Here is a 21,448-nt window from a genome sequence, read left to right on the forward strand (position 1 = left end):
GACAGCACGAGACGCCCATGTCTTACACCGCAGAAGCCATCGAGGTTCTTTCCGGCCTCGATCCGGTGCGCAAGCGCCCAGGCATGTACACCGACACCTCGCGGCCCAATCACCTGGCCCAGGAAGTCATCGACAACAGTGTCGACGAGGCGCTGGCCGGCCACGCGCGCTCGGTGCAGGTGATCCTGCATGCGGACAACTCCCTGGAAGTGATCGACGACGGCCGTGGCATGCCGGTGGATATCCACCCCGAAGAAGGGGTTCCCGGCGTCGAGCTGATCCTCACCAAGCTGCACGCGGGCGGCAAGTTCTCCAACAAGAACTACCAGTTCTCGGGCGGTCTGCACGGGGTGGGGATCTCGGTGGTGAACGCGCTCTCGACCCGCGTCGAGGTGCGCGTCAAGCGCGACGGCAACGAATACCGGATGACCTTCGCCGACGGCTTCAAGGCCAGCGACCTGGAAGTCATCGGGAGCGTGGGCAAGCGCAACACCGGGACCAGCGTGCATTTCTGGCCCGATCCTAAGTATTTCGACTCGCCGAAGTTCTCCGTCAGCCGGCTCAAGCATGTGCTCAAGGCCAAGGCCGTGCTCTGCCCCGGACTCAGCGTGACCTTCCTGGACGAGGCCAGCGGCGAGAAGACCGAGTGGCACTACGAGGACGGCCTGCGCTCCTACCTGGTCGATGCGGTGGCCGAATTCGTGCGGCTGCCGGACGAGCCCTTCATCGGCAGCCTGGCCGGCAACACCGAGGCCGTGGACTGGGCGCTGCTGTGGCTGCCCGAGGGCGGCGACAGTCTGCAGGAAAGCTACGTCAACCTGATTCCCACGGCGCAGGGTGGCACCCACGTCAACGGGTTGCGCCAGGGCCTGCTCGATGCAATGCGCGAATTCTGCGAGTTCCGCAGCCTGCTGCCGCGGGGAGTGAAGCTGGCGCCTGAGGACATCTGGGAGCGCATCGCCTTCGTGCTCTCGATGAAATTGCAGGAGCCACAGTTTTCCGGCCAGACCAAGGAGCGCCTGTCCTCGCGCGAGGCCGCCGCGTTCGTGTCCGGCGTGGTGAAGGATGCCTTCAGCCTGTGGCTCAACGCCCATCCCGAACTCGGCATGCAGCTGGCCGAGCTGGCGATCAGCAACGCTGGCCGCCGCCTGAAGGCCGGCAAGAAGGTCGAGCGCAAGAAGATCACCCAGGGGCCGGCCCTGCCCGGCAAGCTGGCCGATTGCGCCGGGCAGGACCCGATGCGCTCGGAGCTGTTCCTGGTCGAGGGCGACTCTGCCGGCGGTAGCGCCAAGCAGGCGCGGGACAAGGAATTCCAGGCGATCATGCCGCTGCGCGGCAAGATCCTGAACACCTGGGAAGTGGACGGTGGCGAGGTGCTCGCGAGCCAGGAGGTCCACGACATTGCCGTGGCCATCGGCGTCGACCCGGGCGCCACCGACCTGACCCAGCTGCGTTACGGCAAGATCTGCATCCTTGCCGACGCCGACTCCGACGGTCTGCACATCGCCACGCTGCTCTGCGCGCTGTTCGTTCGGCATTTCCGGCCTCTGGTCGATGCGGGGCACGTGTATGTGGCCATGCCGCCGCTCTATCGCATCGACCTCGGCAAGGAGATCCACTATGCGCTGGACGAAGCCGAGCGCGATGGCATCCTCGATCGTCTGGTCGCCGAAAAGAAACGCGGCAAGCCTCAGGTCACCCGCTTCAAGGGGCTGGGCGAGATGAATCCGCTGCAGCTGCGCGAGACCACCATGGACCCGAACACCCGGCGCCTGGTGCAGCTGACCCTCGACGATTTCGAAGGCACCACCGAGATGATGGACATGCTGCTGGCCAAGAAGCGCGCCGGCGATCGCAAGAGCTGGCTCGAATCGAAGGGCGACCTGGCCGAGGTTCTGGTTTGATCCGCCGCTGGTTGTGCCTGGCCTGCTTCCTGGCGATGCCGGCCCTGGCCCAGGAGCCGCCGCTCCCGGAGCTCGAGTTGCTCAGCGAACACCCGATCGAGGGCATGGCGCAGGGCAACCTGTCGGGCATGGCCTGGTGTGGCGATGCGCTCTGGGGCGTTTCGGACCGCGACGACGCTATCGTCTACCGCTTCGATACCCGCGAGGACGTCTGGCGCGCCGAAGCCGAGGCCTTCGAGCTTCCGCCGCCCCCGGACACCGGTTTGCCCTGGGGCGTGCGGGTGCGCAGCTGGGTGATGGGGCTGGTGCGCGGCGGCCATATGGATTTCGAGGGCATGAGCTGCGACAGCCTGGGCAACCGCTATCTGGTCAGCGAAGCCTATGCCAGCGTGCTCAAGCTCAATCCCGCGGGAACCGCCGAGTGGCTGACCCTGCCCGACAGCCTGGTGCGCCAGGCGCGTGCCAGCGGCATGCTGCTCAAGTTCAACGCCCTGTTCGAAGGAATCGCGGTCGACCCCGCCGGAGACCGCATGTGGCTTGCCGCCGAGCGTGAGCGCCGCGGGTTGCTGGTGGTCCATCGCAGGCAGTCGCGCTGGATCTGTACCGGTGGCTGCGTGCTGATGTCCGAGGGTGGGCGGGAGAATCCACCGCATCCGCTGGAAGGCCAGTCGCTGCAGCGCGACTTCTCCGGCCTGGCGTTCTTCGAAGACAAGCTCTTCACCCTCGAGCGCTTTGCGCTGCGTATCTGCCGTCGCACCGCCTCGACGGGCGCGGTCGAGCGCTGCTGGTCCTTCGCCGAGACCGCGTCCGCGGAACACCGCCTGTACGATTCGCCCTACAGCACGGTGGAGTCGCTCTGGATCGACGCCGATGGCGCCTGGATCGGCCTCGACAACAACGAACTGACCCGCCAGGACGGTGAGTCGCGGCCGATCGTCTGGCGCTTCGCGGCGCCCAAGGGCGGCTGGAGCGCGCGCCGGTGAGCCAGACCGCCGGGCGCCGGGCCGGCCGGGTGATGCTGGTGCTCGCCTGGGGCATCGGGCTCTGGCTGGCCGCGCGGTTCTTCGGCGACTGGGAGCAGGGACGCTACAACCCCAATCGCGAACCCGTCTCGCGTATAGAGGGCGGCCAGATCGAGGTGCAGCTGGCCGGCAACGCCCAGGGCCATTTCGTCGCGACGGGACAGATCAACGGCGAAGACGTGGTGTTCCTGCTGGACACCGGGGCGACCGACGTCGCCATGCCCCAGGGGCTTGCCGAGCGGCTGAATCTCGAACACGGCCGGCCGGTGCAGGTACAGACCGCCAACGGTCCGGCCACCGGCTATCGCACCGTGCTCGGCACCCTCAGCCTCGGCGAGATCGTGCTGCACGACGTGCGCGCCCTCGTGGTGCCGGGCTTTCCCGGCGAGCAGGTGCTGCTCGGCATGAGCGCCCTGCGACAGCTTGAATTCACCCAGCGCGCCGGCACCCTGGTGCTGCGCCAACACGCCACGGAACGACCATGAGCGAAACCCTGGACCTGAGCCTCGAAGGCGTGGAGCGTCGCTCGCTCGCCGACTTCACCGAGCAGGCTTATCTCAACTATTCGATGTACGTGATCATGGATCGCGCGCTGCCGCACATCGGCGACGGCCTCAAGCCCGTCCAGCGGCGGATCATCTATGCCATGAGCGAGCTGGGGCTCGGCGCCGACTCCAAGCACAAGAAGTCCGCACGTACCGTCGGCGACGTGCTCGGCAAGTTCCACCCCCATGGCGATTCGGCGTGCTACGAAGCCATGGTGCTGATGGCGCAGCCGTTCAGTTATCGCTACACGCTGGTCGACGGCCAGGGCAACTGGGGAGCGCCGGACGATCCGAAGTCCTTCGCCGCCATGCGCTACACCGAGGCGCGGTTGTCGCGCTATTCCGAAGTGCTGCTCAGCGAGTTGGGGCAGGGCACCGTCAACTGGGTGCCGAACTTCGACGGCACGCTCGAAGAGCCCGCCACCTTGCCGGCGCGCCTGCCCAACCTGTTGCTCAACGGCACCACCGGTATCGCGGTGGGCATGGCCACCGACGTGCCGCCGCACAACCTGCGCGAAGTGGCCACGGCCTGCGTGCGATTGCTCGACGAGCCGGGCGCCACGGTGGATCAACTGTGCGAACACATCCTGGGCCCGGACTTTCCGACCGAAGCCGAGGTGATCACGCCGCGCGCCGACCTGCTGAAGGTTTACGAGACCGGCCGCGGCTCGGTGCGCATGCGCGCGGTGTACCGTGTCGAGGACGGCGACGTGGTGGTGACCGCGCTGCCGCATCAGGTTTCCGGCGCCAAGGTGCTGGAGCAGATCGCCTCGCAGATGCAGGCCAAGAAGCTGCCGATGGTCGCCGACCTGCGCGACGAGTCGGACCACGAGAACCCCTGCCGCATCGTCATCATCCCGCGCTCCAATCGTGTCGATGCGGCCGAGCTGATGCAGCACCTGTTCGCCACCACCGACCTCGAGTCGACCTACCGGGTGAACATCAACATCATCGGGCTCGACGGCAAGCCGCAGGTCAAGAACCTGCGCACGCTGCTCAGCGAGTGGCTGGTCTACCGGATCGGCACGGTGCGCCGGCGCCTGCAGTTCCGCCTGGACAAGGTGGAAAGGCGCCTGCACCTGTTGGAGGGCCTGCTGGTCGCCTTCCTCAACCTCGACGAGGTCATTCACATCATCCGCACCGAGGACCAGCCCAAGCCGGTGCTGATGGCGCGCTTCGAGCTCTCCGAGCTGCAGGCCGATTACATCCTCGACACCCGTCTGCGCCAGCTGGCGCGGCTGGAAGAGATGAAGATCCGCGGCGAGCAGGACGAGTTGACCAAGGAGCGCGACCGGCTGCTGAGCCTGCTCGGCAGCGAAGCCAAGCTCAAGAGGCTGGTCCGCAAGGAGCTGCTCGAGGACGCCGAGACCTACGGCGACGAGCGCCGCTCGCCCATCGTCGAGCGCGCCGAAGCCCGTGCGCTCTCGGAGAACGAGCTGCTGCCGTCCGAGCCGGTGACCGTGGTGATTTCCGAGAAGGGCTGGGCGCGCTGCGCCAAGGGTCACGACATCGATGCCACGGGGCTTTCCTACAAGGCCGGCGACGGCTTCAAGGCGGCAGCCGCGGGGCGCTCGAACCAATACGCCGTGTTCATCGACTCCACCGGACGAAGCTATTCGCTTCCCGCCCATTCCCTGCCTTCGGCGCGCGGTCAGGGCGAGCCGCTGACCGGGCGCCTCGCGCCTCCGCCGGGGGCCAGCTTCGAGTGCGTGCTGCTGCCCGATGACGAGGCGCTGTACGTGATCGCGTCGGACGCCGGCTATGGCTTCGTCGTCAAGGGTGAGGACCTGCAGGCCAAGAACAAGGCGGGCAAGGCCCTGCTCAACCTGCCTGCCGGGGCGAAAGTGATGGCCCCGAGGCCGCTTTCGAGCCGGGATGAGGATTGGCTGGCGGCCGTCACGACGGAAGGGCGCCTGCTGTTGTTCAAGGTGGCCGACCTGCCGCAGCTGGGCAAAGGCAAGGGCAACAAGATCATCAGCGTTCCGGGGGACCGGGTCGCCAGTCGCGAAGAATACGTCAGCGACCTTGCGGTGTTGCCGCCGGGCGCGACCCTCGTGTTGCAGGCAGGCAAGCGCACGCTGTCGCTCAAGCCCGAGGATCTGGAGCATTACCAGGGCGAGCGGGGCCGTCGTGGCAACAAGCTGCCGCGCGGCTTTCAGCGGGTCGACGGGCTGCTTGTCGAAAAGGCCCGGGTGAACTGACATCAGGTGCTGGTGTCGGCGGGCGTTATCCCGGAAGATAACGCCCTTCAACCTGCAGGGTCGATGTGCCTGGCCCGAAGCGGCGCCAGCACTTCGCGGCAATGATTCGCACAGGGCCGGACGCGCCATGTGTTCGCCCTGGCTGCTGTTATGGATGTGATGATGAACCTGGTGCGTTACCCCATCGCTCTGCTGCTGGCCTCGGTACTGGCCGGCTGTGCGAGCCCCCATTCGGTCCCCCTGTACTCGCTCGACAACGGTGTCGTCGAGCTTCCGGAGCGGGCCGACGGTGCGGCGGTGCTGCTGGCTCCGGTCAAGCTGGCCGATTACCTGCAGCGCGAGGACATTCTCCAGCGCCGTGCCGACGGCAGCCTGGCCCCGGTCGGCGCGGATGCCCGCTGGGCCGGACCGCTCGGGCAGGGCGTCGATCAGTTGTTGTTGCGCCAGCTGGCCTGGCGACTCGATACCCAGCGCATGGCGCTTGGCGAGGCCTCGGGCTTCGTGCCCGACGTCCAGGTCGAACTGGCGATTACCCGACTCGATTCCGGCCCGCAGCAACCTGCGGTGCTCGAGGCACAGTGGAAATTGCTGGACAAGGATGGCAAGCAGCAGGCGAGCCGTCTGGTTCGCCTTCAGGAAGAGCATCAGGGGTCCACGGCCGATCAGGTGCGTGCGCAGAGCCTGCTGCTACAGCGTCTGGGCGAGCAGCTCGCCAGTGCGATCGAGCCGGTGGCCGCCGGTCCCCGGGCAAAGCCCAGGACCGCCGCCAAGCCCAAGGCGGACAGCGGCCGCAGTACCGAGGCTGCCGCGCCCCGCATTCCCGCGCTCGAAACCATCCGTACCGAAATGGAAGTGTTTCGCTTCTGACGAAGCGTCTGCTCGGACACCTTTGAAACGAAAACGCCCCGATCCAGTCGGGGCGTTTTTCGTTTCGCTGCCAGCCAGCGACGGCGTCGGTCGAAGCGCTTAGCGGTTGCGCAGCTCGTGCATGCGCGCCAGCTGGCGCTCGAGCAGGGCCGGGTAGGGCTCCAGCAGGCGCTCGACGCAGCAGGCGCCTTCCGGGCTGGCGATGGGACGGATGCGCGCGCGCTGACGTACCAGCGGATCGTCCCCGATGGCGCGCTCGACGAGCAGCAGGTTGCGGCTGTGCTGCGACATGGCCAAGGCTGCCTGGGCCGGTTCGCTGAGCAGCAGCTCGCCCTGGCTCAGGTCGGCCAGGTCGTTGCCCAGCGTCAGTCCCAGTTGCAGCTGCAGGGTGATGCCGGTGTCGGCGACCTCTATCTGCAAGGCATGGCCCAGGGCGCGTAGCAGCTCCCCGCAACACAGCGCGTGGGTCAGGTAGTTTTCCTCGTCGTCCTGGCTGTGGAACAGCATCAGGCTGCTGCCGTCATTGAGGGTCTGCAGCTCGGCCTGGTAGAGCGTGGCGGCCTGCTCGAGGCAGTCGCGGTAGCGCTGCAGCAGGTCCATCAGCTGGCTGCGCGGCAGCCGACGCAGTTGTTCCTGGGCACCGAGCTGCACCGCCAGCACCGCGCTCCTGCTCGGGACCGGTGGAGCCAGGGGCCTGGATGCGACCGGCTTGTCGGCAATGGCAGGCGCGTCGAACTCTTCATCGAAGGGGGCGAATTCGTCCTCGTCGAGCGGGGCGTGGCGGACGCCGCGGCGTGGCTCGGGCTCGTCGAGATAGTCCACTTCCACGTCCAGCTCGTCTTCCTCGAAGGGTTCGGCTGCTTCGCGCAAGGGCTCGTCGTCCTCGGCCTCGTCGGCATAGTCATCGCCGTCGTACAGCTCGTCGTCTTCGTAATCCGGCTCGTCTTCGTATTCGGGTTCGGGCTTTTCCGGGACCAGGCGTGCCTGCAGCTGGCGCGCCAGGTCGCCGATTTCATCCAGGCGGCCGGAACCCGGGGCCGGGTCGTCCGGATCGCGCACCCACACGCGCAGCTGCATCAGGGGCATGGAGATCTGCCGGCCCAGGCGCATGCTCAGGTACAGCGTCAGCGCCAGCAGGATCAGGCTGAGCAGTCCCATGCTCTGCAGGCTGATGGTCATCGGTTGCTGGAACTGCTGCATGTCGAGGGTGATGCGCAGATCGCCGGCGATGACTTCCTGGAAGGTGATCGGCGTGGAATAGATGCCGGTGTCGTCGTTGAGCAGGTTGCGCGAGGGGCGCGTGCCCGACTCGGCCAGCACCCGGTTGTCGCCCACGCTGTAGATGGCCGCATGGGCGACCATGGGGTTTCTCACCAGATTGCTGAGCAGGACGTTGAGGCTGAGGATGTCGTTGGCCACCAGCAGCTCCGTGGCCGAGGCGGCGGTCTGGGTGATCAGGCTCTGGCCCAGCGCGTCGGCCTGCTGCTCCATGGCCTGCTTGAACTGCATGCCCATGACCCAGGAGTAGACGATCAGCGCCAGGGTCACCAGCAACAGGGTATGGCTGGCAATGCGCAGCACCAGCGGGACCCGCCGTTGACGCAGGGCACGATAGATCAGCAGGAAGAAATTGTCGGGTTTTACGGATGGGGGCCGGTTCACAGAGCGCGGCTCTTTCTCGAAGGGAGTTGTCGAGCAGTATACGGAAAGCGGTGTATGGGCTGAAGGTCGGCGGTCCAAAGATGACAAAAAGGCGCCAGGGCTCGCGATGGCGCGGCCTCGAGCGTGCACGCGCGCCCAACCGGGCCGCGGAGCTGTTGTAGAATGCCGCCCACTTTTGGCATGGGAGCTGCGCCTTGCGCGAAATCGTCCTGATCAACATCACCGGGGAAGATCGGCCTGGACTGACGGCCGCGATCACCGGTGTCCTCGCCCAGGGTGGCGTGAATATCCTCGACATCGGCCAGGCGGTCATCCATGACACCCTGTCGTTCGGCATCCTGGTGGAGATTCCCGACACCGAGCGTGCCTCGTCGGTCCTCAAGGACGTGCTGTTCACCGGCTACAAGCTGGACCAGCAGGTGCGTTTCACGCCGGTCTCCGAGGAGGATTACCAGCAGTGGGTAGGCGGGCAGGGCAAGCCGCGCCACATCGTCACGCTGCTGACGCGCAAGGTGACCGCCGAGCAGCTGCAGCGGGTCAGTGCGATCACGGCCAAGTACGACCTGAACATCGACCATATCGACCGGCTTTCCGGGCGCATGCCGCTCGACACGCCGGACGAGCAGGGCAAGGGCTGCATCGAGTTCTCGGTGCGCGGTGAGCCTGCCGATACCGCGGCGTTGCGCGCCGAGTTCCTGAGTGTCGCCCAGGAGCTGAACGTCGACATCGCCTTCCAGCGCGACTCGGTGTTTCGCCGCAACCGGCGGCTGGCGGTGTTCGACATGGACTCCACCCTGATCGAAGCGGAAGTCATCGACGAGCTGGCCAAGGCCGCCGGGGTCGGTGCGCAGGTGGTGGAGATCACCGAGCGGGCGATGCGCGGCGAGCTGGATTTCCGCTCGAGCTTCAAGGAGCGCCTGGCGCTACTCAAAGGGCTGCCCGAGTCGGCGCTCCAGGAGGTCGGCGCGACGCTGCGCCTGACCGAGGGGGCCGAGGTGCTGTTTGCCGAGCTCAAGCGCCTCGGTTACAAGACGGCGATCCTCTCCGGCGGTTTCACCTACTTCGCCAAGCAGCTGCAGGCGCGGCTCGGCATCGATTACGTGTTCGCCAACGAGTTGCAGATCGAGGATGGCTGCCTGACCGGCGTGGCGGTGGAGCCGATCGTCGATGCCCAGCGCAAGGCCGACCTGTTGCGCGAGCTCGCCGCGCGGGAAGGATTGCGTCTGGAGCAGACGATCGCGGTGGGCGACGGCGCCAACGACCTGCCGATGCTCGGTATCGCCGGGCTGGGCGTGGCGTTCCGGGCCAAACCGCTGGTCAAGCAGTCCGCCAAGCAGGCGATCTCGACGCTGGGACTCGACGGAATCCTGTACCTGTTGGGCTTCAGGGATCGGGATGGCACGGAATAAAGGCAGCCGGAAGCTGGGCGGTGTCGGTCCAAGGCTCTCCTTCCAGCTTTCGGCTATGAGCTTCCAGCTTATTTACGGCTTTATCGCCACCTTCAGCACGCCATCGCGCTGATTGGCGAACAGGTCGTAGGCATCGGTGATGTCGCTCAGAGCGTATTGGTGGGTGACCAGCGGGCCGAGGTCGACGCGGCCGGAGGCCACCACGTTGAGCAGGCGACGCATGCGTTCCTTGCCGCCGGGGCACAGCGAGGTGACGATCTTGTGATCACCGAGGCCGGCGTGGAAGGCGCCCAGCGGGATGGTCAGGTCGCTGGAGTAGACGCCCAGGCTCGACAGCGTGCCGCCCGGCTTGAGCACCCGTAACGCGCTTTCGAAGGTCGACTGCAATCCCAGCGCCTCGATCGAGGCATCCGCGCCGCGCCCGCCGGTGAGCTTGAGCACTTCGTCGACCACATCCACGTTCCTGAAATTCAAGGTGACGTCGGCGCCCATCTGCCGGGCGATATCGAGCCTGGCATCGACGCCGTCCACCGCGATGATGGTGCCGGCACCGCGCAGCCTGGCGCCGGCGGTGGCGCAGAGCCCGATCGGGCCCTGGGCGAAGATCACCACGATATCGCCGATCTTGATGTTGGCCGCCTCGGCGCCGGCGAAGCCGGTGGACATGATGTCCGGGCACATCAGCACCTGCTCGTCGGTCAGGCCGTCCGGCACCGGCGCCAGGTTGGCCTGGGCGTCGGGCACCAGCACGTAGTCGGCCTGGGTGCCGTCGATGGTGTTGCCGAAGCGCCAGCCACCCATGGGCTTGTAGCCATGGCAGGCGCAGCCGCCGTCCTGCGAGGCGAGCCCGTCCTGGCAGGCGTAGGAGGTGAAGCTCGGGCAGATCGCTCCGGCGATCACGCGCTGGCCTTCCTGGTAGCCCTGCACGTTGCTGCCGAGTTTCTCGATGATGCCCACCGGCTCGTGGCCGATGGTCAGGCCGGGGGCCACGGGGTACTCGCCCTTGAGGATGTGCACGTCGGTGCCACAGATGGTGGTAGTGGTGATGCGCAGCAGGGCGTCGTTGGGGCCGATCTCCGGGATCGGCTTGTCCTGCAGCTCGATGCGGCCCGGTTCGACGAACACGGCGGCTTTCATCATGACCATGGTGCGGACTCCTCTTCGAAGGGAAGGCGTCCGGATACTCTAGTCCAGTGGTGTGGTCGACGGATGATCCCGGTCAAGCAACCGGGCGGATTCGGGGCGAGGCGGGACCCGGCGGGTCACTCCTCGCCGGACGAGAAGTCGTAGTCCATCGACTGGCTGGGGCCCTGCAGGTAGTGGCCCTGGATGTAGTTGACACCCGCCTGCCAGAGCGTCGCCAGCACGCTGGCGCTTTCGACATAGGGAACGATGCTCAGCTTGGACTGCTCGTGCAGCGTGGTGAGCATGGTTTTCAGCGCTTCCTGGCTTTCCGGTTTCGACAGGTCCTGGGTGAAGGAGCCATCGACCTTCACGTAGTCGACGCTCAGGTGCTTCAGGGTATTGAACGGATTCAGCGCGCAGCCGAACTGGCTCAGGGCTGCCTTGCAGTGCAGTTGCGCAAGGCCCTGGGTCAGGGCCTTGGCCTGCTTCAGGTAGGCGATGGCATCGGGTTCGCTGAGCTGGATCACCAGCGAGTCGGATGCCAGGCGGGCGGCCTTCAGGGCCACGCTCAGCCATGGCAGCAGGGTGTGATCCTGGACGCTGGCGCTGGTCAGGTGGACGAACAGTCGCGTGCTGTGCCCCTTGGCGCGGTGCTCGGACAGAAGCTTGATCGAATTGAGCAGCACCCAGCGGTCGATTTTCTCCGCCAGGCCCGCATCCTTCGCGGCCGCGAGGAAGTCCACTGGCGGCACTTCCTCGCCCTGCGGACTCAACAGGCGCAGCAGCACTTCGTAATGCTCGTGCGTGTCGCCACGCAGACTGATCACCGGCTGGAACAGCAAGCGGAACTGGTTGTTCTCGAGCGCCTGCTGAACCATGGCCACGAGGTTCCCGCGGCTGGCGGCGGCGGCCAGTTCGTCGGCGGGGTTGTAGACCTTCAGCGCGTTCCCGTCGTTGAGTTCGTCTGCGCAGCGGTGCGCGCGATCGACGACTTCCTGCGCCTTGGCGGTCTTCTCGTCGAGGCCGGCCACGCCGATGGTCAGGGTGGTCTGCACGGTGCGTCCGCCGATTTCGAACAGGTGCCCTTCGACCTTGCGCAGCAGTGCGGTCAGCTCGGGTTCGGCCTGTTGCGGCGTCACGCCGTGCTGCAGCACGGCGAAAACGTCATCGCCGAAGCGGGCCAGTTGGGCGCTTTCGCCGAAATGCGCCCGCAGCATGTTGGCGATATCGGTCAGCAGCAGGTCCGAGTCCGCCAGGCCGATGTCGGCCACCAGGCTGGCGAAGCGATCGACCCGGATGTAGGCCAGGCAGGAACTCTGACCGGCGTTGACGGCACGCTCCACGGCGTTGTCCATCAGCTCCAGGAAATAGCTGCGGTTGTACAGGCCGGTGACCAGGTCCTGGCTGCTGATTTCGCGCAGCTTTTCTTCGAGCTCCGCGTTGTCGGCTTCCGCGCGGATCACCACCTGGATGCAGGGCTCGCCATCATAGGCGGCCGGCGAGAAATGCATGCGCGACTTGAAGCTGCTGCCGTCGGCGCGGACGCCGCCACAGCTCAGCTCGGCGCTGCCCTCGAGGCTCTGGTAGTTCTTCAGGAAGTCCTTGAAGCTGACCTGGTCGCAAGAGGCGATCAGGTCGATCATCGGCATGCCTTCCAGTTCCTCGACGTCGTCGTATCCGAACAGTTCGAGGTAGGCGCGGTTGGCGTAGATGTGCATGCCGTCGTGAACGTAGGCGATCGCATCGACCGAGCTTTCCAGCAGCAGCTGGCAACGCTTCTCCGCCTCGCGCAGCGCGACGTCGGCCGCTCTGCGGGCACGGCGTTCCTCCAGGTTGCTGAGCTCGCGATTGGCGACCAGCACCAGGCGCTCGTCCTCGCCCTGGGGCACCGCGTCCTGGGCGCCGAGCATCAGCGCTTCGGTGATCAGGTCGGTGTCGTTGCTCTCGAGCAGCTGGATGAACGGAATGTCCTTGGCCTGCCGGCGGATCGCGTTGAGCGCGTCGCTCGGGGGCAGGTTTTCGCTTTCGGGGGCGCTGATCAGAAGGTCCCAGGTTTGCGTCAAGGCCTCGGCCAGATCATCGTTGGAAGTCAGCCGATGCACGCGGGTGGCCCGTCCGGCATTGCGGAACAGGCTGACCAGGCGCTCGGCTTCGTTCTGCGAGTCCTCGAGAATCAACAGGCGGATGGTTTTTTTTTCCAGGGACATGGGCAACAGCAGCTTAGATAGCGCCGAACGAACGCGAACAGGCGGGAATAAGGGAGGCCCCGAATCTACAGTGACTTCCAGAGCGAGTCAAAATCTTCCTCCCCGGCAGGCTTGTGGGTCTGCCGCGCTGTGACCGGATTCTCCTGCCTGGCTTCGGCTTGTCCGACTACGCGGTATTCGAACTGACTGTAGCTGCCCGTGCTGGTCTGTCGCCGGCTGAGCAGGGCGCGGTGTTCGTTGCCGAGCTGGTTGATCTGCACCTTGTGGCCTTCCTGAAACGGAAGGCGGGGGGTGATCAGGGTTGCCGGCCGCGAAATGGCGCTGATCTCGGGCAATAGCAAGGCGCGCAGGTAGTGGCTGCCCTGCTCGGCCTTGCGCACCAGTTGCAGGCCGCACGGCTGGGCATGGGGGGCGATCAGCTCGATGCCCATCTGCGTGCCGCCGCCCCGTACCTGCCGGATCCAGCGCACCACGGCGACGCTCCAGCCCTGGCTGCCAGGGTCCTGAAGGCCGAGCAGTTCGCCGGCCTGGAGCTGGCTCGGCACGTCCTTCGGCCATGACAGGCAGTAACCGCCGGGGCTGTGGTTGATGATTTGCAGCGGATAGACGGCAAAGGCGCTTTCGCCGCTTGCCGACGTGGATTGGTCCGCGGGGGTTGCCGAGGGGCGGACGAATTCGATTTCCTCGTAGGGCACCACGCCTTCCCAGGTGGAGTTCTGGGCGTCGAATGCGTTGGCCCAGATGTCCGGCGCGCCGTTCTGCAGCTTGAAGGTGGCGGCCTTCGGCGCTTCCGGGCTCTTGAGCAGCTCGCTGAACGGACGCTCTCCGGCCAGGTAGTAATGCAGCGCGCTCATGCCGATGCAGAGGGTCAGCCGGCCCTGGCCCGGCGTGCGCTGGAAGGTGCGCTCGGAAATGTCTCCCCAGGCCGCGCCTAGGTGCTGCAGCAGGTCGACGCTGACGCCGTCGGGGACCAGCAGCCGCGAGGGCTTCTCCGGGTCGTCCAGGCGCTGCTTGATGGCGTCCACCAAGGGTTGGGGGTCGATGCCCAGCAGGCTCGGCAATTCACTGGTCTGGAAGAGCGAACGGTAGCGCGGCGGCCCGTCGACCTGGGGCGAGAGGGCGAACAGGCTGCGCGGGTCGCTCGCCGCGCGGAGTTCGACCAGCGAACTCCAGGGCTCGAGCACCTCGGACAGGCGCGCGATGCTCTGCTGGCGCATCTGGTTGCAGCGCGCGCAGCCCAGGAGCAGGGCGACGATATAGCTCTGTTCGACGCTCATCCCCTGGGTGTGGTGGGCGAGCTCGTCGCGCACGACGCTGCGGTGGACGTCTCGTTCGCAGGCGATTTCGTACAGCTGGTGCATTTCCAGCCACAGCCCGTCGGGGACCGGACAGTACAGCTGATTGGCTCGGATCAGGGGGCCGCGAAGGCTGTGCATCGCCCGCTGCAGGGCGATCGTCAGCAGGGGCTGGCGCTCCTTGCGTTGCGCCGGGGTCGAGGCGATGCGCGCGACGATCAGCTTGTAGCCGACGGCCAGGTGGTTCTGCAGCGCCTGGCACAGGCTGGCGACCTTGCGAGGACGCTCGTCGAGCACGATGGGCTGGTTGAGAAAGTGCTTTTCCAGCTGCTTGCAGACGAAGTTTACCTCCGGACGAAGCAACTCCAGCAGTTGCAGCCGATTGTCCGAAGGGGTGAGCAGCTGATTGAACTCGAGCAGCGCCTGGTACAGCAGGCGCGCGGTCTCGCCGATGTTGGCCTTGGGCAGTTGGGCGATCCAGCGCTTCATGTCGCGCGGTCGGCTCGCAAAAAGACAGTGCCTGCCGGGTGGGCGTCGATACGCGCAACAGGAGATGAGGGCTCTGTCTATCCAAACTTGAAAACTCCACGGCGTGCAGCCTGCCTGCTCATTGGTTCTAGACTCTAGCAGCTACTCGGCGCGATGACAGCCTCGAGATGATGTCAATAAGCTACTACAGGTCATGTCGTGTCTTTCACGGTCCTGGTTCGATGTCCGAGGTCGGTGCGTCGGCAACCGGCGGCTCGTACCCGGGGCTCCTGACCTGGCCCAGGCCTTCGCCCATGGCGACCGGGGTCAGGGCGGCGAGCCCTTCGGCCCAGCGTACCTGCTCGGGGCCGAACAGGAGGATGACCGTCGATCCGAGTTTGAAACGGCCCATTTCCGCGCCTTTTTCCAGGTGGATCGGCGCGCGCGCGGTCTCGTCGTAGCGGAACGTCTTGAGGCTGCGCTTGGGCGGCGTCACCAGGCCTGCCCAGACCGTCTCGACGCTGGCGACGATCATGGCGCCGACCAGCACCACGGCCATCGGGCCGCGCTCGGTGTCGAACAGGCAGACCACCCGTTCGTTGCGGGCGAACAGTTCAGGCACGCCTTCGGTGGTCACCGTGTTGACCGAGAAGATCCGGCCGGGAACGTAGACCATCTCGCGCAGCGTGCCGGCCAGCGGCATGTGTACGCGGTGGTAATCCTTGGGCGACAGGTAGATGGTGGCGAAGTCGCCGCCCATGAACGGCGCTGCGCGTTCGGCGTCGCCGCCCAGCAGCTCCATCACGCTGTAGCTGTGGCCCTTGGCCTGGAAGATGCGGCCCTGTTCGATGGCGCCGAGCTGGCTGATGGCGCCGTCGCACGGGTTGAGGATGGCGCCCGGGGTCGGGTCGAGCGGGCGTGCGCCATCCTTGAGGGCGCGGGTGAAGAATGCATTGAAGTGCTCGAAGCGGGTCGGCTCCTCGATCAGGGCTTCACGCATGTCCACGTTGAAGTGGCGGATGAACAGCTTGATAAAGGTGTTCTTCACCCAGGGCAGACGGCACTCGGCCAGGCAGCCGGCGGCGCGCGAGATCAGGTGGTGGGGGAGCAGGTACTGGCTGATGACGAACAAGCGGTCTTTCATGGAAGGCCTTTTCATTGAATCGGTGTGTCGGGCAGGTTGCCCCATTCGCCCCAGGAGCCGGCATAGCCCTTGACTCTCGGGTAGCCCAGGGCCTTGGCGACCAGGTAGGTCAGGCCCGAGCGGTGGTGCGTCTGGCAATGGGTGATGATTTCCTTGTCCGGGGTAATGCCCAGCGCGGCGAGCTGCTCGGCGATGTTCTCGCGGATGCGCAGTGCGCGCTCGCCGTCCATCGCGGCGGTCCACTCGAAGTTGATCGCCCCGGGGATGTGCCCGGCGCGCGCGGCCAGCACCCGCTCGCCGCGGTATTCGCCCGGCGAGCGTGCGTCCCAGATCACCACGTCGTCGGCGCCCAGGCGGCTTTCGATGTATTCCCGGGTGGCGATAGGGGTGTTGTCGAGCGCCAGCTCGACGCGTTCGCCGGCCGGTGCCGGAACCTCCCGGGTGAGCGGGCGATGCTCGGCCATCCAGGCCGTGAGGCCGCCGTTGAGGTAGTGGTAGGCGCGGTGGCCGATGACGTCGAGCAGCCAGGCGAAGCGTCCGGCCCAGCCGCCGCCCTCGTCGTCGTAGACGACATAGACGGCGTCGGCGCGGTGGCCGAGCGCGCCGAACAGCGCTTCGAGCTGTGCCTTGGGCGGCAACAGCCCCGGCGCCGGCGGCTGGCCCAGCTGCGTCTGCTTGGGCTCGACGAAGCGGGCGCCCGGCAGGTGCCCCTCGGCATAGCGGGCCGCGCTGGTCAGGTCGACCAGGATGAGCTCTGGCGCGTCGAGACGCTCGGCGAGGTCCGCCGGTTCGATGACCAGCGGCAGGTTGGAGAAGGCGGACACGGCAAATCCCTGAAAAATCGCCAAAAGCGCAGTGTAGCGAAAAAGATCAGCGTACGCGTTTGCTGAAACTGGCTAAAGCGCGCTCCACGCATTGCGCGGTTTTCTCGAAGGCCTGCAGGGCGGTATCGGCGAATGGCTCGCCGTTCCGATCGGCCACCACCAGCACGTTGACCCGACCGTTGAGGCCGATCGAGCGCAGCAGGAGGTGCTGCGCCGAAAAGCGCTCCTTCAGGGCGCCGGGCAGCAGCGGCGAGTAATGCGTCGCGTTATCCGGTTTCAGGCGCAGCAGCGCGGGTTTTTCCAGCAGCTTGCGCAACAGCGGGCTTTGTCCGGGATCGAGGGTGAGCCCGCTGGCTGCCTCGTCCAGATTCGCCGCCTGCTGCGCCACCAGGCGACTCTGCGTGCGGTCGGCCAGCAACAGCAGCACGCGCTGCATGCCGGCGGCGGTGAAGGCCTGGCGGGCGACGGTGGTCAGTTGCAGGGCGTTGTTGAAGGCGCTCGGTTCGCGCAGCAGCTGCGCGCAGCAGGTGCGCCATGCCGCCATCGCGTCGGCATCGGGAACCTTGGGTTTGGGCGTTGCCAGGGGCTGCTGGAAGCGGCTGTCCCAAGGCAGCAGCAGGCCCCGGGCGGGGTGCCAGGTGCCCGGTATCGGATAGCGGCGTGCGCTTTGCACGGCCTGCTGGTGGACCAGTTGCTGCACCGCCGCCAGGGGCAGTTGCAGGTAGAGACCGGTCAGGCGCTGCCAGCGCAGGCTGTGGCCGCCGCTCCAGCTGTGATGCGCCGACAGCGCCAGTCCGTTCGCCAGCACGATGGTGTTGCTGGGCAGGGTGAGCCAGCGTCGCAGGTCGGGATCGTCGTCGAGCATCTGCTGCTGGTGCAGCGGATGCTCGTTGTCGCGCGCGATGTGCAGAGCCTTGATCAGGTATCGGCGATCGGCGCCCAGCAGGCGGTAGCCCTGGGCGATCCAGTCGGGCAGGCGCCAATGCTCGGCCATCGCCAGGCACAGCTCGAGCAGGCTGACGCCGAGCAGCTCCTGCTCGACGCGGGCGGCCGGTTCGCCCGCCACCAGCACGCGTTGCTCCCAGCTTTCGAACAGCGACGGATAGGCGGCCACCAGCGTCCACACCGGGGACAGGAACAGCAGGCTGCCCCAGTGGATGTCCTGCCAGAGGCGGGCCAGTCGGGCGGCGAAGAGGCCGTTGGCCTGCTGGCTGGCGTGCTGGCTGATGACCACGATCTGGCGCAGGCTCTTCGGTATCTCTGCCGGCTCCAGCGCCGGGATGCGTGCGAGCAACGCCTCGGTGCGCTTGAGACCGATGCGGCTGAGGGCCACTTCCAGGCTTTCGGCGGCTTCGCTCAAACTGTTGACGCTGCGATTGGCTTCGCGCAACACGCTCAGCGCCAGTACCGGGCTTGCCTGGATCAGGTCGGCGATCTCGCGCAGCGAGCGGCTGCTGTCGCCGAGCGCATGGCGCACGCGGGCGTGAGAGCCCGCCAGTGCTGGCAGACGAACGTCGTCGAGGACCTTGATCCAGGCGGGAATCGAGCGAGGCGGGGGGATGGAGTCGGTCATGATGAGCGGAGCCAAACTGGTTTTTCGCCGGGATGGGCTTTAGTCTGGCGCAAAAGTTCCGATAACCAGAATAATTCTTTCAACCCGCCTCTCTTGCTCGGTCGTTGAAGGCGGCGTGTCGTCGTGCGCCGGGTTTCGGTGGTCCGCTTAAACAGGTTTCAGAAGTACCTTTCTATGGCAAAAATCATTGGCATCATCGTCGTCATCGCCAGCGTGCTCGGCGGGTTCGTACTCTCCGGCGGGAAGATCGGCGCGCTGATCCACCCCTTCGAGGTCATGATCATCGGCGGCGCCGCACTGGGCGGCTTCCTGCAGGCCAACCCGGGCAGCACCACCATGGTGGTGCTGAAGAAGTCGCTGAGCATGTTCAGCTCGCGTTTCACCCACAAGTTCTACCTCGAAGTGCTGGGGATGCTTTACGAAATCCTCAACAAGAGCCGGCGCGAGGGGATGATGGCGATCGAGGCCGACATCGAGGACCCGGCCGCCAGCCCGATCTTCAGCAAGTACCCCAGCGTGCTCAAGGACCAGCGGATGACGGCCTTCACCGCCGATTACCTGCGCATCATGGCCTCGGGCAACATGGCGCCCCACGAGCTGGAGGGCCTGTTCGACATGGAGCTGAGCAGCGTCAAGGAAGACCTCGAGCACCCCGCCCACGCGGTGGCGAAGGTCGCCGACGGCTTGCCGGCGATGGGTATCGTCGCGGCGGTGCTGGGTATCGTGATCACCATGTCCATCCTGGCCGATGCCAGCAACGCCGAGATCGGCGAAAAGGTCGCGACCGCACTGGTCGGTACCTTCCTCGGCATCCTGGCCTCCTATGGCTTCTTCGGCCCGCTGGCCGGCGCGCTGGAGCACGACGCCAAGGAAGAGTTGAACGTCTACGAGTCGATCAAGGCGACGCTGGTCGCGTCGGCCTCCGGCATGCCGCCGACCCTGGCCGTCGAGTTCGGGCGCAAGGTGCTGTTCCCCGCCCATCGCCCGAGCTTCGCCGAGCTCGAGCAAACCATGCGTGGCAGCTAAGAGCCGATCATGGACAACACCCAACCGATAATCGTCAAGCGGGTCAAGAAGACCGCCGGCGGCCATCACGGCGGCGCCTGGAAGATCGCCTTCGCCGACTTCGCCACGGCGATGATGGCGTTCTTCCTGGTGATGTGGCTGATGGGTTCGGCGACGCCCGAGCAGAAGAAGCTCATCTCCGGTTACTTCCAGGACCCGATCGGTTTCAGCGAAAGCGCGAGCCCCTACGTGATCGACCTGGGCGGCACGCCGACGCCCTCGCCGGAAAAGACCCTCAACCCCGAGGTGCAGGAGCATCCCGTCGAGACCGACGACGCGCCGATCGATGCGGCGCAGGTGGAAACCCTCTCCGAGCAGCTCGAGCGCGAGCGCCTCGACCTGCTCTTGCAGGAGCTGCAGAACAAGGTCAACGAGAATCCGGAGCTCAGGCGCTTCAAGGATCAGATCCTGTTCGAGATCACCCAGGACGGCCTGCGCATCCAGATCATGGATGCCGACAACCGGCCCATGTTCGCCCTCGGCAGCGCGCAGTTGCAGCCGTATTTCGAGGACATCCTGCTGGCCATGGCCGAGACGATCAGCGCCGTGCCGAACAAGATCAGCATCAGCGGACACACCGACGCCAAGCCCTTCGCCGGGCGCGGGGACTTCGGCAACTGGGAGCTGTCGGCCAACCGCGCCAATGCCGCGCGCCGCGCGCTGGTGTATGGCGGCTACCCGGAAACGCAGATCGCCCGCGTGGTGGGCTATGCCTCGTCGGCCTTGTTCGACCGGCAGAATCCGCTCAATCCGGTCAATCGGCGAATCGACATCCTGGTCCTGACGAAAAAGGCGCAGCGGTCGATCGAGGAAGAACAGCCGGGTGGTGCCGAGCAGACGCCTCCGTCGTCCTCGGCAGCGCCCGCGCCCGCGCCGCCCGGCGCAGGCGAGCCGATGCAGCCGCGTGAGCTGCGCGAGAAGCTGAACATCTTCGAAAGTGGCGTGCTCGGTTTCGACGAGCCGGCGGGCTAGGTTCCCACGCCGCCAGGGCAGGGCTGCCGACCCGTCAGTATTCCGGTTCCGGCAGGGTGCTCAGGATGTGCCGGTAGCTGGCCATCCGCTGCGGCTGGATGCGGCCGTCCTCGAGTGCCTTGAGCAGTGCGCAGCCCGGCTCGCGGTCGTGCTTGCAGTCGCGAAAACGGCAATGCCCGAGCAGTTCGCGAAACTCGATGAAACCGGCCTCGACATCGTCCCGGCTGACATGGCCGAGACCGAACTCCCGGATCCCGGGCGAATCGATCAGCTCTCCGCCGCCAGGGAAGTGGAACAGCCGGGCGGTGGTGGTGGTGTGGGTGCCCTTGCCGGTCAGCTCCGACAGCGGTCCGACCCGGGTATCGACCCCCGGTAGCAGCGTGTTGACCAGCGACGACTTGCCCACCCCCGACTGGCCGACGAAGACGCTCACCTGGCCGTTGAGTCGCTCACGGAGCTGATCCATGCCGAGCCCCTGGCGCGCCGAGACCTCCAGCAGCGGATAGCCCAGCGTGCGGTACACCCCGAGCAGCGCCTCGAGTGGCGCCTGGTTCTGTGCATCGACCAGATCGGCCTTGTTGAGCAGCAGCAGCGGCTGGATGCCGGCATGTTCGGCGGCGATCAGATAACGATCGATCAGGTTCGCATGGGGTTCGGGCAGTGGCGCGAAGACGATCACGATCAGGTCGACGTTGGCGGCCACCGGCTTGAGCTGGCCGCGGCTGTCGGGCCGGCACAGCTCGGTGTCGCGGGGCAGCTGCGCGACGATCACGCCGATGCCCTGGTTGCCCGCACGCCAGACCACCCGATCGCCGGTCACCAGGGCCGGCAGGTTGGCGCGCAGGTGGCAGCGGAACACGCTGCCGGCCAGCTCGCCGTCCTGCGCCTCGACCTCGACCTGGACGCCGAAGTGCGCGATCACCAGGCCGGTCTGTTCCGGGCCGAGATCGCCGCCTTCGAGTTCTTCGAGTGCTTTGGACTCGCGCCGCGCCGCCCGCGCCGCGCGTTCTTCCTGAATTTTCTCGATACGCCAGCTTTGCCGGCGGCTCAGGTGCCGTTTGGCCATGAGGTACGCTTATGGAGTGATGGATGCCGAGTTTAGCACGCGGCCCTGATGCAGCCGGTGCCCGCCAGCCACGCGGGCGAGGTTAAACTGACGACGTGC

At 66.4% G+C, this 21,448-nt stretch carries 15 protein-coding genes and 1 pseudogene; 8 read left to right on the top strand and 8 right to left on the bottom strand.

The window, feature by feature from the left end; all coding sequences use genetic code 11:
* Positions 1 to 17 precede the first annotated feature (17 nt).
* From parE to DN824_RS10495, 5 genes are all read left to right on the top strand, one after another.
* Complete coding sequence (gene parE, locus DN824_RS10475; protein WP_138408349.1) at positions 18 to 1,904, top strand: DNA topoisomerase IV subunit B; 1,887 nt, start codon at positions 18 to 20, stop codon at positions 1,902 to 1,904.
* The gene (locus DN824_RS10480) at positions 1,901 to 2,887 is read left to right on the top strand and encodes an esterase-like activity of phytase family protein (protein ID WP_138408350.1); all 987 of its coding nucleotides are present in this window, start codon (positions 1,901 to 1,903) and stop codon (positions 2,885 to 2,887) included. The genes parE and DN824_RS10480 overlap by 4 nt, the downstream gene beginning before the upstream one ends.
* On the top strand, positions 2,884 to 3,411 hold the full coding sequence (locus DN824_RS10485) for a retropepsin-like aspartic protease family protein (RefSeq protein WP_138408351.1): 528 nt from the start codon (positions 2,884 to 2,886) through the stop codon (positions 3,409 to 3,411). The genes DN824_RS10480 and DN824_RS10485 overlap by 4 nt, the downstream gene beginning before the upstream one ends.
* The gene (parC, locus tag DN824_RS10490) at positions 3,408 to 5,672 is read left to right on the top strand and encodes a DNA topoisomerase IV subunit A (protein ID WP_138408352.1); all 2,265 of its coding nucleotides are present in this window, start codon (positions 3,408 to 3,410) and stop codon (positions 5,670 to 5,672) included. The genes DN824_RS10485 and parC overlap by 4 nt, the downstream gene beginning before the upstream one ends.
* 159 nt (positions 5,673 to 5,831) lie before the next feature.
* On the top strand, positions 5,832 to 6,539 hold the full coding sequence (locus DN824_RS10495) for a PqiC family protein (RefSeq protein ID WP_138408378.1): 708 nt from the start codon (positions 5,832 to 5,834) through the stop codon (positions 6,537 to 6,539).
* Positions 6,540 to 6,638: 99 nt separating this feature from the next.
* Here the strand turns inward: DN824_RS10495 and DN824_RS10500 are convergent, their stop codons facing one another.
* On the bottom strand, positions 6,639 to 8,201 hold the full coding sequence (locus DN824_RS10500; RefSeq protein WP_138408353.1) for an AhpA/YtjB family protein: 1,563 nt from the start codon (positions 8,199 to 8,201) through the stop codon (positions 6,639 to 6,641).
* Positions 8,202 to 8,395: 194 nt separating this feature from the next.
* On the opposite strand from DN824_RS10500, the gene serB reads away from it, so the two are divergent.
* Entirely contained in the window at positions 8,396 to 9,610 is a 1,215-nt protein-coding gene (gene serB / locus DN824_RS10505; protein ID WP_138408354.1) for a phosphoserine phosphatase SerB, read from the top strand.
* Between the two features lie 72 nt (positions 9,611 to 9,682).
* Here serB and DN824_RS10510 read toward each other — a convergent pair whose 3' ends face one another.
* The 6 genes and pseudogenes from DN824_RS10510 to DN824_RS10535 form a co-directional block, all read right to left on the bottom strand.
* On the bottom strand, positions 9,683 to 10,756 hold the full coding sequence (locus DN824_RS10510; RefSeq protein WP_138408355.1) for an NAD(P)-dependent alcohol dehydrogenase: 1,074 nt from the start codon (positions 10,754 to 10,756) through the stop codon (positions 9,683 to 9,685).
* 116 nt (positions 10,757 to 10,872) lie between these two features.
* Positions 10,873 to 12,942: an EAL domain-containing response regulator gene (locus tag DN824_RS10515; RefSeq protein ID WP_138408356.1), complete on the bottom strand. Its 2,070-nt coding sequence runs from the start codon at positions 12,940 to 12,942 to the stop codon at positions 10,873 to 10,875.
* Between the two features lie 65 nt (positions 12,943 to 13,007).
* Positions 13,008 to 14,811, bottom strand: a pseudogene (locus tag DN824_RS10520) (molecular chaperone).
* A 120-nt stretch (positions 14,812 to 14,931) separates the two neighbouring features.
* Positions 14,932 to 15,849, bottom strand: a complete 918-nt coding sequence (asd, locus tag DN824_RS10525) for an archaetidylserine decarboxylase (RefSeq protein ID WP_138408357.1) — start codon at positions 15,847 to 15,849, stop codon at positions 14,932 to 14,934.
* 11 nt (positions 15,850 to 15,860) lie between these two features.
* On the bottom strand, positions 15,861 to 16,673 hold the full coding sequence (locus DN824_RS10530) for a rhodanese-like domain-containing protein (RefSeq protein WP_138408358.1): 813 nt from the start codon (positions 16,671 to 16,673) through the stop codon (positions 15,861 to 15,863).
* A 46-nt stretch (positions 16,674 to 16,719) separates the two neighbouring features.
* On the bottom strand, positions 16,720 to 18,246 hold the full coding sequence (locus DN824_RS10535; protein WP_138408359.1) for an HDOD domain-containing protein: 1,527 nt from the start codon (positions 18,244 to 18,246) through the stop codon (positions 16,720 to 16,722).
* 174 nt (positions 18,247 to 18,420) lie between these two features.
* On the opposite strand from DN824_RS10535, the gene motA reads away from it, so the two are divergent.
* Complete coding sequence (gene motA, locus DN824_RS10540; RefSeq protein ID WP_138408360.1) at positions 18,421 to 19,272, top strand: flagellar motor stator protein MotA; 852 nt, start codon at positions 18,421 to 18,423, stop codon at positions 19,270 to 19,272.
* A gap of 9 nt (positions 19,273 to 19,281) precedes the next feature.
* Positions 19,282 to 20,283, top strand: coding sequence for a flagellar motor protein MotB (gene motB, locus DN824_RS10545; RefSeq protein WP_138408361.1), 1,002 nt, complete (start codon positions 19,282 to 19,284; stop codon positions 20,281 to 20,283).
* 34 nt (positions 20,284 to 20,317) lie between these two features.
* Here motB and rsgA read toward each other — a convergent pair whose 3' ends face one another.
* Positions 20,318 to 21,349, bottom strand: coding sequence for a small ribosomal subunit biogenesis GTPase RsgA (gene rsgA / locus DN824_RS10550; protein ID WP_138408362.1), 1,032 nt, complete (start codon positions 21,347 to 21,349; stop codon positions 20,318 to 20,320).
* Positions 21,350 to 21,448 lie beyond the last annotated feature (99 nt).

The sequence above is a fragment of the Stutzerimonas nosocomialis genome, from assembly GCF_005876855.1.
Classification (GTDB): Bacteria; Pseudomonadota; Gammaproteobacteria; order Pseudomonadales; family Pseudomonadaceae; genus Stutzerimonas; species Stutzerimonas nosocomialis.

Bases quoted from the DNA above. Each gene is read 5' to 3' on its own strand.
- motB (WP_138408361.1), top strand. From the start codon at position 19,282: ATGGACAACACCCAACCGATAATCGTCAAGCGGGTCAAGAAGACCGCC.
- parC (WP_138408352.1), top strand. From the start codon at position 3,408: ATGAGCGAAACCCTGGACCTGAGCCTCGAAGGCGTGGAGCGTCGCTCG.
- DN824_RS10535 (WP_138408359.1), bottom strand. From the start codon at position 18,246: ATGACCGACTCCATCCCCCCGCCTCGCTCGATTCCCGCCTGGATCAAG.
- motA (WP_138408360.1), top strand. From the start codon at position 18,421: ATGGCAAAAATCATTGGCATCATCGTCGTCATCGCCAGCGTGCTCGGC.
- rsgA (WP_138408362.1), bottom strand. From the start codon at position 21,349: ATGGCCAAACGGCACCTGAGCCGCCGGCAAAGCTGGCGTATCGAGAAA.
- asd (WP_138408357.1), bottom strand. From the start codon at position 15,849: ATGAAAGACCGCTTGTTCGTCATCAGCCAGTACCTGCTCCCCCACCAC.
- DN824_RS10510 (WP_138408355.1), bottom strand. From the start codon at position 10,756: ATGGTCATGATGAAAGCCGCCGTGTTCGTCGAACCGGGCCGCATCGAG.
- DN824_RS10515 (WP_138408356.1), bottom strand. From the start codon at position 12,942: ATGTCCCTGGAAAAAAAAACCATCCGCCTGTTGATTCTCGAGGACTCG.
- DN824_RS10495 (WP_138408378.1), top strand. From the start codon at position 5,832: ATGATGAACCTGGTGCGTTACCCCATCGCTCTGCTGCTGGCCTCGGTA.
- parE (WP_138408349.1), top strand. From the start codon at position 18: ATGTCTTACACCGCAGAAGCCATCGAGGTTCTTTCCGGCCTCGATCCG.